13 protein-coding genes and 1 pseudogene are annotated in these 15,367 nt (G+C 56.7%); 7 read left to right on the forward strand and 7 right to left on the reverse strand.

Annotated elements, in window-relative coordinates:
* Positions 1–9: 9 nt before the first annotated feature.
* From JO226_RS13450 to cmoB, 5 genes and pseudogenes are all read left to right on the forward strand, one after another.
* A pseudogene (locus JO226_RS13450) lies at positions 10–637 on the forward strand (hydrolase).
* Entirely contained in the window at positions 634–1,452 is an 819-nt protein-coding gene (locus JO226_RS13455; protein WP_293592928.1) for a DUF72 domain-containing protein, read from the forward strand. The pseudogene JO226_RS13450 and the gene JO226_RS13455 overlap by 4 nt, the downstream one beginning before the upstream one ends.
* Positions 1,453–1,504: 52 nt before the next feature.
* Positions 1,505–1,900: an MAPEG family protein gene (locus JO226_RS13460; protein WP_293592930.1), complete on the forward strand. Its 396-nt coding sequence runs from the start codon at positions 1,505–1,507 to the stop codon at positions 1,898–1,900.
* 37 nt (positions 1,901–1,937) lie between these two features.
* Positions 1,938–2,681 (forward strand): carboxy-S-adenosyl-L-methionine synthase CmoA, encoded by a 744-nt coding sequence (cmoA, locus tag JO226_RS13465; protein ID WP_293592932.1) that lies wholly within the window; start codon positions 1,938–1,940, stop codon positions 2,679–2,681.
* The gene (cmoB, locus tag JO226_RS13470; protein ID WP_293592934.1) at positions 2,678–3,652 is read left to right on the forward strand and encodes a tRNA 5-methoxyuridine(34)/uridine 5-oxyacetic acid(34) synthase CmoB; all 975 of its coding nucleotides are present in this window, start codon (positions 2,678–2,680) and stop codon (positions 3,650–3,652) included. The genes cmoA and cmoB overlap by 4 nt, the downstream gene beginning before the upstream one ends.
* A 92-nt stretch (positions 3,653–3,744) precedes the next feature.
* Here cmoB and cutC read toward each other — a convergent pair whose 3' ends face one another.
* Positions 3,745–4,488, reverse strand: coding sequence for a copper homeostasis protein CutC (gene cutC, locus JO226_RS13475; protein ID WP_293592936.1), 744 nt, complete (start codon positions 4,486–4,488; stop codon positions 3,745–3,747).
* Between the two features lie 66 nt (positions 4,489–4,554).
* Positions 4,555–5,130: a VOC family protein gene (locus JO226_RS13480; protein WP_293592938.1), complete on the reverse strand. Its 576-nt coding sequence runs from the start codon at positions 5,128–5,130 to the stop codon at positions 4,555–4,557.
* Positions 5,131–5,373: 243 nt separating this feature from the next.
* Between JO226_RS13480 and argS the strand changes: the two genes are divergently transcribed.
* Positions 5,374–7,107: an arginine--tRNA ligase gene (gene argS, locus JO226_RS13485; RefSeq protein WP_293592940.1), complete on the forward strand. Its 1,734-nt coding sequence runs from the start codon at positions 5,374–5,376 to the stop codon at positions 7,105–7,107.
* A gap of 37 nt (positions 7,108–7,144) precedes the next feature.
* Here the strand turns inward: argS and JO226_RS13490 are convergent, their stop codons facing one another.
* From JO226_RS13490 to flhB, 5 genes are all read right to left on the reverse strand, one after another.
* Positions 7,145–8,284, reverse strand: coding sequence for a glycoside hydrolase family 88 protein (locus JO226_RS13490; protein WP_293592942.1), 1,140 nt, complete (start codon positions 8,282–8,284; stop codon positions 7,145–7,147).
* 4 nt (positions 8,285–8,288) lie between these two features.
* Entirely contained in the window at positions 8,289–9,872 is a 1,584-nt protein-coding gene (locus JO226_RS13495; RefSeq protein WP_293592944.1) for an MFS transporter, read from the reverse strand.
* Positions 9,873–10,129: 257 nt separating this feature from the next.
* Positions 10,130–10,522, reverse strand: a complete 393-nt coding sequence (gene flhe / locus JO226_RS13500; RefSeq protein ID WP_293592946.1) for a flagellar protein FlhE — start codon at positions 10,520–10,522, stop codon at positions 10,130–10,132.
* Complete coding sequence (flhA, locus tag JO226_RS13505; protein WP_293592948.1) at positions 10,522–12,600, reverse strand: flagellar biosynthesis protein FlhA; 2,079 nt, start codon at positions 12,598–12,600, stop codon at positions 10,522–10,524. The genes flhe and flhA overlap by 1 nt, the downstream gene beginning before the upstream one ends.
* The gene (flhB, locus tag JO226_RS13510; RefSeq protein WP_293592950.1) at positions 12,593–13,747 is read right to left on the reverse strand and encodes a flagellar biosynthesis protein FlhB; all 1,155 of its coding nucleotides are present in this window, start codon (positions 13,745–13,747) and stop codon (positions 12,593–12,595) included. The genes flhA and flhB overlap by 8 nt, the downstream gene beginning before the upstream one ends.
* A 255-nt stretch (positions 13,748–14,002) precedes the next feature.
* Here flhB and dgt point away from each other — a divergent pair, with 255 nt between their 5' ends.
* A complete protein-coding gene (dgt, locus tag JO226_RS13515) occupies positions 14,003–15,259 on the forward strand; it encodes a dGTP triphosphohydrolase (RefSeq protein ID WP_293592952.1) in 1,257 nt (418 codons plus the stop codon).
* The last annotated feature ends 108 nt before the right edge of the window (positions 15,260–15,367 follow it).

Consider the following 15,367-nt stretch of genomic DNA (forward strand, 5'->3'; position numbering starts at 1 on the left):
GGGATTAACATGTTTGAACTGAACGCAAAGAAAACCGCGCTGGTGGTTATCGACCTGCAGGAAGGTATTTTACCTTTCGCCGGAGGTCCGCATGCGGCCAGCGACGTGGTGGCGAATGCGGCGAAGATAGCCGACAAATGCCGCCAGCAGGGATCGCCCGTGGTCATGGTACGCGTCGGCTGGTCAGCCGATTACGCCGAAGCGCTAAAACAGCCGGTCGATGCCCCGGCGCCAGCGCGCGCGCTGCCGGAAAGAATCCGTACCTGGTAGTAAGCGAAAGCATAACCCGGCGCCAGCGCGCGCGCTGCCGGAAAACTGGTGGACCTACCCGCAGGCGCTGGGTAAAAAAGAGAGCGATATCGACGTCACCAAGCGTCAGTGGGGCGCCTTCTATGGCACCGATCTGGAGCTTCAACTGCGTCGTCGCGGTATCGACACGCTTATCCTGTGCGGCATCTCCACCAACATTGGCGTTGAGTCTACCGCCCGTAACGCCTGGGAACTGGGGTTTAACCTGGTGATCGCCGAAGACGCGTGTAGCGCCGCCAGCGCCGAACAGCATCAGGGAAGCATGACCCATATATTCCCCCGCATCGCCCGCGTGCGCAGCACTGGGGAGATCCTCAAGGCCTTATGATTTATCTTGGGCTCCCGCAATGGTCGCACCCGAAATGGGTACGGCTGGGCATAACCGGTCTGGACATCTACGCTCGCCACTTTAATTGCGTGGAGGGCAACACCACGCTGTATGCCCTGCCGAAAGCGGAGATCGTCGAGCGGTGGAAAGCGCAGACCGACGATCACTTCCGCTTCTGTTTTAAGTTTCCGGCGACGATATCCCATCAGGCGGCGCTCCGTCACTGTGATGATTTAACCACGGAATTCTTTGACCGACTGGACCCGCTGGCCGCGCGTATCGGTCAGTACTGGCTGCAGCTACCGGCGACCTTTGGCCCTGGCGACCTCCCTGCCCTGTGGGCGTTTCTTGACGGTCTGCCGGGCGCGTTCACCTACGGCGTTGAGGTGCGCCATCCGCAGTTTTTCGCCAAAGGCGAAGAGGAAAAGCAGCTCAACCGTGGGCTGCACGCGCGTGGCGTTAACCGCGTCATCCTCGACAGCCGCCCGGTGCATAGCGCCATACCGCACAGTGAGGCGGTGATTGACGCCCAGCGCAAAAAGCCGAAGGTACCGGTTCACGCCGTGGTTACCGCCGCGAATCCGATGGTGCGCTTTATCGGCAGCGACGACATGGCGCAGAACCAGCAACTGTTCGCCGTCTGGCTGCAAACCCTGCCGCAGTGGACACAGAACACAACGCCGTATCTGTTTTTACACACTCCGGATATCGCCCAGGCGCCGGAGCTGGTGGATACCCTGTGGAGCGACCTGCAGCGCGTATTGCCGGATATCGGTTCAGCGCCGTCGATCCCATTGCAAACTTCTCTTTTCTGATTTTCCTTTCTATCATAGACAGTGCCATCGACCAGTTTAAAAGGGAGTTTGTATGGTAAGCGCGCTGTATGCCGTGCTGGGTGCGTTGTTGTTAATTAAGTTTTCTTTTGACGTCGTACGTTTGCGTATGCTCTACCGCGTCGCCTATGGCGATGGCGGTTTCAGCGAGCTGCAAAGCGCCATTCGCATTCACGGCAACGCGGTGGAATACATTCCCATCGCCCTGCTGCTGCTGCTGTTCATGGAGATGGACGGCGCCGAAACCTGGCTTGTACACATTTGCGGCATTCTGCTGATCGCCGGGCGCCTGATGCACTATTACGGCTTTCACCATCGTCTGATTCGCTGGCGCCGCTCAGCGATGAGCGCCACCTGGTGCGCGCTTGTGCTAATGGTGCTGGTGAATCTGTGGTATTTGCCCTGGGAGTTGGTTTTCTCCCTGCATTAGCGCACAATACGCCGTTTTTATTTTCTGGAACCACGTTATGTCCCATCGCGACACGCTTTTTTCTGCGCCAATCGCCAGCCTCGGCGACTGGACCTTCGATGAACGGGTAGCCGAAGTGTTTCCCGATATGATCCAGCGTTCCGTACCGGGTTATTCCAATATCATCTCGATGATCGGAATGCTCGCGGAGCGCTTCGTGAAACCCAATACCCAGGTATACGACCTGGGTTGTTCCCTGGGCGCCGCGACGCTGTCCATTCGTCGCAATATCGCGCACGAGGGTTGCAAAATTATCGCGATTGATAACTCTCCGGCCATGGTAGAGCGCTGCCGTCGCCATATTGAGTCCTGGAAAGCGCCGACGCCGGTTGACGTCATCGAAGGCGATATCCGCGATATCCGCATTGAAAACGCCTCGCTGGTGGTCCTCAATTTTACGATGCAGTTCATCGCGCCGGCAGAACGTCAGGCGCTGCTGGAAAAAATCTATCAGGGGCTGAACCCAGGCGGCGCGCTGGTGCTGTCGGAGAAATTCAGTTTTGAAGATGATACCGTCGGCGAACTGCTGTTCAACATGCATCACGACTTCAAACGCGCCAACGGCTACAGCGAGCTGGAAATCAGTCAGAAACGCAACATGCTGGAAAACGTGATGCTGACGGACTCGGTGGAGACCCATAAAGCGCGTCTGCATAAGGCGGGCTTTGAGCACAGCGAATTGTGGTTCCAGTGCTTTAACTTTGGATCTCTCGTGGCGCTAAAAGCCGGGAAAGCGGCATGATTGATTTCGGTAATTTTTATCAGTTAATCGCTAAAGATCCGGTTCTCTCCCACTGGCTGGAAACGCTGCCCGCACAGATTGCCGCCTGGCAAAAAGCCTCGCTCCACGGACAGTTTAAGCAATGGTCGCGCTCCGTCGAATTTTTACCCGAACTGCAGCCGTGGAAGCTTGACCTCCTGCACAGCGTCAGCGCACAGAGCGAAACGCCGCTCAGCGACGGGCAGTTGAAGGGGATCGAAAAACTCTTACGCAACCTGATGCCGTGGCGTAAAGGGCCGTTTTCGCTATATGGTCTGGATATTGATACCGAGTGGCGCTCCGACTGGAAGTGGGATCGCGTACTGCCGCATCTGTCTGACCTGACCGGCCGTACTATCCTTGATGTCGGCTGCGGCAGCGGCTATCACATGTGGCGAATGGTGGGCGCAGGCGCCCGTCTGGCGGTGGGCATCGACCCAACGCAGCTGTTCCTCTGCCAGTTCGAAGCGGTTCGTAAGCTGCTGGGCAACGACCCGCGCGCGCATCTGTTGCCGCTCGGCATTGAGCAGATGCCTGCGCTGCAGGCGTTTGATACGGTCTTCTCGATGGGCGTGCTCTACCACCGCCGTTCGCCGCTCGACCACCTGTGGCAGCTTAAAGATCAGCTGGTGCAGGATGGCGAACTGGTGCTGGAGACGCTGGTGGTGGACGGTGATGAAAACAGCGTACTGGTGCCCGGCGATCGCTACGCCCAAATGCGCAACGTCTACTTTATCCCCTCAGCAGCCGCGCTGAAGATGTGGCTTGAGAAGTGCGGTTTTGTCGATGTGCGCATTGTCGATATGAACGTCACCAGCACCGACGAACAACGCCGCACCGACTGGATGATCACCGAATCACTTTCCGATTTCCTCGACCCGAACGACCGCACGAAAACGGTAGAAGGCTATCCGGCGCCGCTTCGCGCCGTGATTATCGCCAGAAAACCCTGATACCTTAGTCGAAAAAAAGGCCCCTGTTTAAATGGCAGGGGCCTGGTACAAACAAGCATCACATTGGGCGACATGATGCGCGGTAAAAACGGTTACTTCGCGTAGCGGGATACGATAGTGCTCATCTCCGCCACCGACGCGCCATTGACGGCGTATCGGGAATATTCATCGGCATCCGGATCCGTGGACATTGACAGACCGGGATTACGGTAGCGCATCGGTGATGGCACCCACTGTCCGGCGGAACTGTGCAACTCCTTCACGCCAGCATTGAGAAACAGCTCCAGGTTATTCGCCCTGACGCCTGCCCCAGCCATTATTATTGGAGTATCGCTTGCGGCAATTAGTTCCCTGATAAGCGAAAGACCTTTTTCCGCACTCGGCTGCTGCCCGGAAGTCAGGATCCGCGCGACGCCCAGCGAGGCCAGTTGCCTGAAGGCCTGATGCGGATTGGCGCACATGTCGAACGCCCGATGAAACGTCACCGCCAGCGGACCGGCAGCGTCCATAATCAGCTGCATTCTGGGAAGGTCTACCTGGCCCGCGGCATTCAGTACGCCGGTTACCAGCCCCGGAAAACCAAGCTCACGGAGGGTGCGAATATCCTCCAGCATGGCGGTAAACTCACCTTCGGTGTAGCAAAAATCGCCGCCGCGGGGGCGAACTATCGGATGTACCGGAATCGTCACCTGCTGGCGCACCGATTTCAACACGCCGAACGACGGCGTTAACCCGCCTTCCAGCGGCGCGGCGCACAGCTCAATACGGTCAGCGCCCTCCAGCTGCGCTTCACGAGCACACTCCATGCTGTAACAGCAGATTTCCAGCAAAGCCATTACCTTCTCCTTTTTTGACTAACGCGTCATCATGCCATGATTGCCTTATGCAGATCTCGCGTAAGCTCACATTGTTGCATCGCCTGCTTCGCTGGCGACGATCGCTTCGATAGACCAGGGATGAAACTTAATGGTTGTCTTACCGTCCGTGACGGCAAGGGTCGGGTTCGGCAGACGCTCCCGCTCCCCTTTCGGCGAACTGGTTTTCACCACCATCCCCGGCTGGCTTAACCCGTCATCCGCCAGTAACGCCAGCGCACGGGCGTTAAGCGTCTGCGGCTCGCCAGGCAGGACGATTTCGATATGTTCCCATCCTTCATGCGGATACCGCTTTTCACCCGGCCAGGGCAGCTCGACTACCGTGAATTGCCAGTGGGCGACGGACACCGGCTGATGCAGTTTGAACAGACAGATGGGACGCCCGTTGATGATGTTTTCCGACAACAGCTCGCCGCATTGTTCAAATCCTTTGCGCCAGCGTTCAGCGGTCGCGTTCTGATGGCAGCGCAAGGAGATATGGTCCGCAGACAGCGGCGCTATATCCAGCCCCAGTCGGGTGGCAAGTTCTGTTAACGCTTCGGTGAATCGCGGCAAATCTGCGGAAATATCATGCAGCTCAGGGATGCTTTGCCAGTGTGTCATTCTTACCTCTGCAAAGGGGCTAAAGAGCGCTAATCTACCCTGTTGTCGCCGGCATACCAAATGAAGATTACGCCCGGCGGCGTATGAATGATTATTCGTTAATCGTGCGCTGTTTTTCCTCGCCTCGCCGCGCATGCGCAGGGCTGACGGCGCAGGGCAAATACGGTATAATCGCGCGTTATATTGTCCACATCCCGGCGCTGCCAGATAATAAATGCAGCGCCATCAACGTAAGGTATTCCGGTGAATATTCAGGCTCTTCTCTCAGAAAAAGTCAGTCAGGCCCTGATTGCGGCAGGCGCGCCTGCCGATTGCGAACCGCAGGTTCGTCAGTCAGCAAAAGTACAGTTCGGCGACTATCAGGCCAATGGCGTGATGGCAGTTGCTAAAAAACTGGGCATGGCCCCGCGACAACTGGCAGAGCAGGTGCTGTCTCATCTCGACCTCAACGGCATCGCCAACAAGGTTGAGATCGCCGGTCCGGGCTTTATCAATATCTTCCTCGACCCGGCATTTCTTGCGCAGCACATTGACGCGGCGCTGGCTTCCGATCGTCTGGGCGTGGCGAAGCAGCCTGCGCAGACCGTGGTTATCGATTACTCCGCCCCTAACGTGGCAAAAGAGATGCACGTCGGTCACGTGCGCTCCACCATCATCGGCGACGCCTCCGTGCGTACCCTGGAATTTCTCGGTCACAAGGTTATCCGCGCCAACCACGTCGGCGACTGGGGCACCCAGTTCGGTATGCTGATTGCTTATCTTGAGAAGCAGCAGCAGGAGAACGCCGGCGATATGGCGCTTTCTGACCTTGAAGGTTTCTACCGCGAAGCGAAAAAACACTACGACGAAGACGAAGCCTTTGCCGAGCGCGCGCGCGCCTACGTGGTGAAGCTGCAGGGCGGCGATGAGTACTGCCGTCAGATGTGGCGCAAGCTGGTCGACATCACCATGACCCAGAACCAGATTACCTACGAGCGCCTGAATGTGACGCTGACCCGTGACGACGTGATGGGTGAAAGCCTGTATAACCCAATGCTGCCGGGCATCGTCGCCGATCTGAAAGCCAAAGGTCTGGCCGTTGAGAGCGAAGGCGCCACCGTCGTATTCCTTGATGAGTTCAAAAACAAGGAAGGTGAACCGATGGGCGTTATCATCCAGAAAAAAGACGGCGGCTATCTCTATACCACCACCGATATCGCCTGTGCCAAATACCGTTATGAAACCCTGCATGCGGACCGCGTGCTGTACTATATCGACTCCCGCCAGCACCAGCACCTGATGCAGGCATGGACTATCGTGCGTAAAGCCGGTTACGTACCTGATTGCGTACCGCTGGAACACCACATGTTCGGTATGATGCTGGGCAAAGACGGTAAGCCGTTCAAAACCCGCGCTGGCGGCACCATTAAGCTCTCCGAACTGCTGGATGAAGCACTGGATCGCGCCCGTCGCCTGGTCGCGGAGAAGAACCCGGATATGCCTGCCGACGAGCTGGAAAAACTGGCCAACGCGGTCGGTATCGGCGCCGTTAAATATGCAGACCTGTCGAAAAGCCGTACCACCGACTACATCTTCGACTGGGATCTGATGCTGGCCTTCGAAGGCAACACCGCGCCGTATATGCAGTATGCCTACACCCGCGTGCTCTCTGTATTCCGCAAAGCCGGTATCGAAGAAAACGCGCTGGCGAACGCTGCGGTGATTATCACTGAAGATCGCGAAGCACAGCTGGCGGCGCGCCTGCTGCAATTTGAAGAGACGCTGACTGTGGTGGCCCGCGACGGTACGCCGCACGTGATGTGCGCCTATCTCTACGATTTGGCGGGTCTGTTCTCCGGTTTCTACGAGCACTGCCCGATCCTCTCCGCAGACAGCGAAGCGGTTCGCAACAGCCGCCTGAAGCTGGCGCTGCTGACCGCGAAGACCTTGAAGCTGGGTCTGGATACGCTGGGTATCGAAACCGTCGAGCGTATGTAAGCGATAAAAAACCCGGCGACGCCGGGTTTTTTCATCCTCAGAAGTATTTGCGCAAATACTCGGTCAGACACAATATCGCCATCGCCTGGCCATAAGGCATGGACGTCAGCGGGATCTGGCGATAGAAATCAAGATTCGAACCCATCCCGGTACCGAACGAGGTTTGCAGCAACTCCCCTTCCGGCGACACGTGCGCCACGATGCCGCGAATGGCTTTCTCCGCAACATCCGCATAGTCGGCGCTGACATAACGTTTGCGCACCGCCTTGAGAATACCATAGGCAAACCCGGCGGTTGCCGAGGCTTCAAGGTAGGAGTTAGGGTCATCAAGCAACGTATGCCACAGCCCGCTGTCATCCTGACAGCTCGCCAGGGCGGCGATTTGCGCATTCAATACCTGCACCAGATAACGCCGTACGGCGTTATTCTCCGGCAGATCCACCAGTTCGAGAAAATCCGGAATCACGATGGTCAACCAGCTGTTTCCGCGCGCCCAGCGGGCGTTAGCAAAGTTATGGTTGCCCTCATAGTTCCAGCCATGGAACCACAGACCGGTTTGTCGGTCCATCAGGTTCTGTACGTGCAGCAGGAACTGATACACCGCCTCTTCCACATAGTGTGGGCGGTTTAGCAGCTTGCCGATTTTAGCCAGCGGCAGCACGGTCATCATCAGCGTGTCGTCCCACATCTGCTGGTGGTTCTCTTCCGCCAGCGTAATGTGCTGCATTCCACCCTGCGCGGTGCGCGGCATCTCGTGCATCGCCCACTCAGCCCAGCTGTCCAGCCACGGCAGGTATTCCGGGTTTCCCGTCTCCTCATAGCGGTACGCGAGGGTTAAAAATGGCGCCATCGTATTGACGTTTTTGGTCGTCGCCCCTTCAGAGAAGCGGTCGGCGAACCAGCGGTCGATAATGTCACGCATCGCAAGGTCGCCGGTCTGCTGGTAATACTGATGAATACCGTACAACCCCACGCCGTGGGTCCACTCCCACCCTGCCCAGCCTTTGGTATCGATAACGCGCCCGTCATCCAGGCGCAGTAAAAACGCGCCGCTATCGTCCTTAATATTGACCAGATTCTGCGTCACTTTCTCAATCAGCGCCTTCAGCGCCTCTCTGGAGATAAAGCGTTCAGGCTGACGCAGTAATGGGCTATGTTTCACGGGCCAGACTTTCATGGCATTAACCTCTGTTAAATGTCGAATTCAGTGTTGCATTTTTTTTGAGCGCAGGCGCCGCCGGTTTCTTACGGTTCAGGTAGCCGATGTTGTTATTGCCCCACAGGGATTCATAGGGCATCCCCGCCAGCATTTCGACCGTCGCCCGCGCCTGCGGCGTGATATTCTCCGGCATCACCTGTCCATGCTCGCGCATTTTGGCGGTTTCTTCGCGCAGCACGCTGTGGGTGCTGAGGTTCAGCTTAAAGCGCAGGGAGACCAGGAACCCGCAGGCCAGCACGATAAGCGTCCCGACGCTGAGAATCAGTAAGATGGTGTGACTGACTTCGGCAGGCTGCACTTTCTGCCCGGAGACAAAGCCGGACACCTGCATAACGATGCCGACCAGCATCACCGCGCCAGCCTGAGAAGCTTTGCGGGTCAGGGTCATAATGCCGGCAAAAATACCCTCGCGGCGCTGACCGGTGATGACTTCGTCAACATCGGCGATATAGGTGTAGGTATTCCACGGCACATAGTTGATGCCGCCGCGTCCCAGGCCAGCAACCGCTGAAATCAGCAGCAACAGCGCGTAGATATCACTCATTCCGGCGTAATACAGCACGGCATAAGAGAGCGAGCTCAGACCAAACAGCACCACCACCATCCGGTAAGACGGCGCGGGTCCAAAGCGAATACACAGCGGGATCATGGCAATCACCGCGATAAACTGGAAGCTGGCCATTGTCCCCAGCAGATTGGACGCGACCGACGCCTCCTGCATCAGCACGAACACCACATAGTAAGTAAATACCGCATTAAAGACGTCCTGGGCGATATAGCCCCCGAGGTACATCCCCAAATGCTGGCGGAAAATTTTGATACGCAGCGTCGAGCTCAGTTCGATAAACAGGCGGTTCAGGCTCTGCGCCAGCGACAGCTGCTTTTTCTCCTCTTCGGCGCGTAACGCCGCTTCGGTCCATTCTTCACGCGGACGCTCCCAGGTAAAGCACCAGACAAAAATCAGCATGATTGCGCACAGCACCGAGAAGACCATGCTCGCGTAAAAGAAAGAGATAGCGTTGTCTTTACCGAAATGGCTCAACAGCAGGCCTGGAAGAAACGAGGCCAGGATCGCCGACATTTGCGCCATAGCGATACGCGCGCCGGAGAACTTGGTTTTCTGCTTAAAGTCATCGGTCATTTCCGGCGCCAGCGTTTCATAAGGCACCAGAATCATGGTGTAGACGATGTCGAACAGCAGGTAGGTCAGCAGGTAGTACCAGAATCCCATATCGCCGACCCACATCAGGGAGTAGCTAAATACGCAGGGAATGCCGAGCAGGATAAAGAATTTACGGCGCCCGAAGCGCTTACCGAGCCAGGTTGAGCCAAAGTTGTCGGTGAGAAAGCCCATCAGCGGACTCACGACGGCGTCCAGCACCCTCGCCGTCGCGAAGATAAACGTCGCCTCGATGGGGGTCAGACCACAAAACGTGGTATAGAAATAGAGTAGCCATGCAGCGGTCAGCGCGGTGGTACCTGCGCCAAGAAAATCACCCGAACCATAGGCGAGGTAATTTGCTAATCCGATTTTACGTGTTTTCATTGCCGTAAATTCCGTGTCCGTATCAAGAGAACTCGCCCTATCTACATCAGGGCATTCTTACACGGCTACAGTAAAGTGCTGGCGCCCCTGATACCTTTTCATTGCTGCCAGCGCGCATACGGAAATGGCAAAAACGCAAAGAGTCATGGAACGGCTGTCACTGATTTATAAAACAATGTTTTGGATACTTCAAAAGTGAGGTACTGATTTGCGAGCCCGCCAGCAGAAACCGCCGCTGGCGGGGGAAGAAGAGGCGATTATCGGTAGTTGACGATAACCTGGATGTTGCGCACGTTAAGGGCAGGAATAAGGCGTCCGCCGCCGGGAACTTCCCAGACAAAACGCAGCGGCTCAACCGCCGGGACGCTGTCGAAACCACGGGTTGTACCACTCTGTCCGTCCAGCTCTACACAGCGGCTTTGCGAGCACAGCCGCGCCCGAAGCCCGGCCGGCGTCGGGCCATTGATTTCATAGCGCCAGGCCACCAGCGTCATCAATCCGTTCACCGGCTGCGACGGCGCCAGCGGTGAAGACGAGGCCGACTGCCCCCGGTAGTTGAGTGTGATCCCCATACCGCTGGCCTGCCATGCGCCCTCGCCTGCGGCGTGGGCAAACAGCGGCAGCAGCGCGAGCAGTAACAGTGTGCGCATCATTTCCCTCCGATGGTCGCGGTCATGCGGATATGGCGGTTATCCGACAGCTCGAGATTAGACAGCACTACCAGTTGCGGCAGATTGCGGCGCAGAAAGCGCGACAGCAACGGACGCAGCGCATGGTTAACCAACAGCACCGGCGGCGCACCGAGCATCTCCTGGCGCGACAGCGCTTCCTGCGTCTGAGCCAGCAGGCGATCCGCCAGCCCTGGCTCCAGACCGCCGCCGCCCTGCAACGCCTGTAGCAACAGGCGCTCAAGCGGCGTATCCAGACCAATCACCTGCACCTCGCCGCTGCCCGGGAACCACTGCTGGGTGATGGCCCGGCCTAACGCCACGCGCACCACTGAAGTCAGCTCGTGCGGGTCGCTCTGGACAGGCGCATGCTCTGCCAGCGTTTCGAGGATGGTGCGCATATCGCGAATCGGCACTTTTTCATCCAGCAGGTTTTGCAGCACCTTATGCAGCGTCGTCAGCGTCACCACGCCCGGCACCAGATCTTCGGTAAGTTTCGGCATCTCCTGGCTTACGCGGTCTAGCAGTTGCTGCGCTTCCTGGCGACCGAACAGCTCCGCAGCGTGCAGGCTAATCAGATGGTTGAGGTGCGTGGCCACCACGGTGCTGGACTCCACGACGGTAAAGCCCTGAATCTGCGCCTGTTCTTTAAGCGCGCTTTCAATCCAGATGGCCGCAAGGCCGAAGGCCGGGTCAACCGTTGGTTCGCCCGGCAGCGTTCCCGCCGCGGTGCCCGGGTTAATTGCCAGCCAGCGGCCCGGATAGGCGTCGCCGCTGCCTATCTCAACGCCCTTGAGCAGAATACGATAGCGCGCGGGCGGCAGATCCATGTTGTCGCGGATATGCACCACCGGCGGCAGGAACCCCATCTCCTGGGCGAATTTCTTCCGAATACTGCGAATACGCCCCAGCAGCTCGCCGTCCTGCTGGAAATCGACCATCGGGATCAGCCGGTAGCCGACCTCCATGCCCAGTGTATCTTCAAGCTGGACATCGCCCCAGGTCGCTTCCACCGCCTGCGGATTATCCTGGGTCCGTACCGGCGCGGCCTCCACCGGCGCGCTCTGCTCGCGACCGCGGATCCACCACGCCAGCCCCAGCAAAGCGGCCGTGAACAGCAGAAAGACAAAGTTCGGCATCCCCGGCACCAGGCCCAACAAGCCAAGCACAGCGGCGCTGAGCAGCATCACCCGCGGGTTACTGAACAGCTGGCCAACCATCTGCTCGCCCACGTCCTGATCAGTGCTTACGCGGGTAACGATAACACCGGCCGCTGTCGAGATAACCAGCGCCGGGATTTGCGCTACAAGGCCATCACCGATGGTCAGCAAGGTGTAGGACTCCGCCGCTTTCCCCACCGGCAGGCCATGCTGCAGTACCCCCACCAGCAGACCGCCGATGATGTTGATGACCATGATCAGGATCCCGGCGATGGCGTCGCCGCGGACGAACTTACTCGCGCCGTCCATTGAGCCATAGAAATCCGCTTCCTGCGTCACCTCGGCGCGACGACGCTTGGCGTCGTCTTCACCAATCAGCCCAGCATTAAGGTCAGCGTCGATCGCCATCTGTTTACCCGGCATCCCGTCCAGCACAAAACGCGCGCCAACTTCCGCGATACGCCCGGCGCCTTTTGTGATAACCATGAAGTTGATAATAACGAGGATAATGAAGACCACGATGCCGATCGCGAAGTTTCCGCCCACCAGGAAGTGGCCGAAGGCTTCAACCACCTTCCCCGCCGCCGCTGCGCCCGTATGCCCTTCCATCAGGATAATACGGGTAGAGGCCACGTTCAGCGCCAGGCGCAACAGCGTGGTAAACAGCAGGATGGTCGGGAACGCGGCGAATTCGAGCGTGCGCTGGGTGAACATCGCCACCAGCAGCACCATGATCGACAGCGCGATGTTAAAGGTAAACAACAGATCGAGGACGAATGCCGGTAGCGGCAGTACCATCATCGACAGGATCAGCAGGATCAGCACCGGCCCGGCCAGAACCTGCCATTGGGTAGATTTCAGGTTGCCGGGCAGACGCAGCATTGCGACCAGATTAGCCATCAGTGTCCTTCTCGTTCAAAAAATCCAGTGCCTCAGGCACCGGCAAATTCTCAGGTTTCTTCGGCGGGATGCCCCCCGCCAGACGCCAGCGTTTAAGCTGCCAAACCCAGGCCAGTACTTCGGCGACCGCCGCATACAGCGTGCCCGGGATCTGTTGACCGATTTCCGCATGGCGGTACAGCGCACGCGCCAGCGGCGGCGCTTCGAGGATCGGCACCCGGTGCTCCTGGCCCATATCCCGGATGCGCAGCGCAATAAGCCCGGCGCCTTTCGCCACCACCTTCGGCGCGCTCATTTTCCCTTCCACATACTGCAGCGCCACCGAGTAATGGGTCGGGTTGGTGACGATAACGTCCGCTTTCGGCACATCGCTCATCATGCGACGACGCGCCGCGGCGCGCTGCATCTGACGAATACGCCCTTTGACATGCGGGTCGCCTTCGTTTTGCTTAAATTCATCGCGAATATCCTGGCGCGACATCCGCAGCTTTTTGATATGGCTGTAGATCTGCCAGAACACGTCGAAACCGACCATCGGGATAACGCCCAGCGCCACCAGCAGCGCGCACAGTCCCACCATGTTGAGCGCATTGCCCATCGCCGTGAGCGGCGATTCGCTGATAAGCCGCATCATATCCGGCCAGTGCGACCAGACATACGTTCCGGCTACGCAGCCGACCAGTACCGACTTGAGTATCGCCTTCATCAGCTCCGCCGCCGACTGGGCGGAAAAAAGGCGTTTAATACCGGGTAGCGGGTTCAGCTTGTCGAACTTAAAGGCCAGCGACTTGGGGCTGAACACCAGGCCGCCGAGCATCATCGGCGCGACAATGGCAACCACCACCACGCCGGTTATCAGCGGCAACAGCGCCAGCATCGCCTGCTTTATCAGCAAAATGATTTGCCCGAGGATCAGGTTCGGATCGTTAACAATGCTGTGGTCAAAATGCAGGCCGGAAGAAAGCAGCGCGGCAAGACGCCTTGCCATCGACTCACCGCCCAGCCACAGTACGCACACGCCCACCAGCAGAATCAGCAGGGAGGTGAGTTCGCGGGATCGCGGAATCTGCCCTTCCTCACGCGCTTTATCAAGCCGTTGGGGTGTGGGGGCTTCTGTTTTGTCTTCGCTGTCGCTATTGTCGGCCACAGACAACATCCCGCAGTTACAATTCTGAGGACATAATGCCAGTTGCAGATGCAGGCAATAGGATGAATAAAGAGAAATTCAGCCAGTAATTTGGGGTTTTGGGGTTTTGGGGTTTTGGGGTTTTGGGGAAGGTAAAAACATAATTTTGCGAGCCGCTACGAAGGATTTACAAAAACCTCATTGCTTCAATGTTCACCCCACATGGGGTTTGCTATTGTGTCGGGTAAAAATTAAACCGACAGGCAAGGACATCTTATGCACTGGAACCAGCTACTTAACAGCACACGTCGTAAACCTAAAACAGCAAACAAGGATTCTGCTCGAGACACAACAAAAGGGCGTCTGCAGATAGAACGTGACTTTGACAGAATCCTTTTTGCCGCCCCCACACGCCGACTAGCCGACAAAACGCAGGTTTTCCCACTCGATAAGAACGATAGCGTTCGCACGCGCCTTACCCATTCACATGAAGTGGCTAATCTGGCTCGTGGCATTGGCATGAGGCTTGCCTTTGAACTCAGCAACGAGGTATTTGGGGACATAGATCCTGCATTGTGTTTGCAGCGCGATGTTCCTGCTTTACTTGCAGCCATTGGTTTGGCCCACGATCTTGGTAACCCTCCATTTGGTCATCAGGGTGAGAAAGCGATGAGCGAATGGTTTACCAAAAACCTCCCGGCAAAAGACAAAAACTACACCGATAAGATTTATGAAGATTTCCGTGCTTTTGATGGAAACTCGCAGACTCTACGTCTGGTCACCAAACTACAAATTCTCAATGATGAATATGGTCTTAACCTGACTTGCGCCACTCTTGCTGCAATGATTAAGTATCCTCGTTCATCTTCTTCACCAGCTGTTTTGTGGAAAAAGCATGGCTACTTCTTTTCCGAAGAAGCCGTAGTACACGATGTTTGGGAAAAAACGGGGCTCAGAGAAGGTGTGCGTCACCCATTCACTTATATCATGGAGGCATGTGACGATATTGCCTACTCGGTCCTTGATGCAGAAGATACCGTTAAGAAAGGACTTGCTTCGTTTCATGACTTGATGAACTTTCTGCACAGTCACGAAAAGTGTCTGGGCGACGAGATGTCCCAACAGGTTATCCAATACAGTAAAGAGGAAAATAAAAAATACGCAGGTTGTAACCTGTCACCTGCCGAACTCAATGATATGAGCATGCAAATGTTCAGGGTTATCGCTATTGCACACTTAGTGGATGCAGTGGTGTCTGCGTTTAAAGAGCGTATCAGTGAGTTCATGGACAACGATTGTCAAATCAAAGACCTTATTTCTCTTAGCAAAGGAGCCGGATTGTGCAAAGCGCTCAAAGACTTTGATAGCTCCAGAGGCTATCGTCATAGTAGCGTACTGAAGCTTGAGCTACAGGGGTCAAACTACATCAAAGATCTGATGGACATGTTGTGGATTGGCATCAAAGGGCGGGCGACACAGGGCCATGAATGGGATATGATCCTACCCGTGAATAGTGGACACGGGACTAAGTGAGTAAACTCTCAACCAGAGGTGACTCATGACCAAATCAGCCACAACCAGCAACAAGCCCCGCAAGCAGCACTCGCCTGAATTCCGCCAGGAAGCCCTTAAACTCGCTGA

It is taken from the genome of Pluralibacter sp., from assembly GCF_019237635.1.
Classification (GTDB): Bacteria; Pseudomonadota; Gammaproteobacteria; order Enterobacterales; family Enterobacteriaceae; genus Enterobacter_B.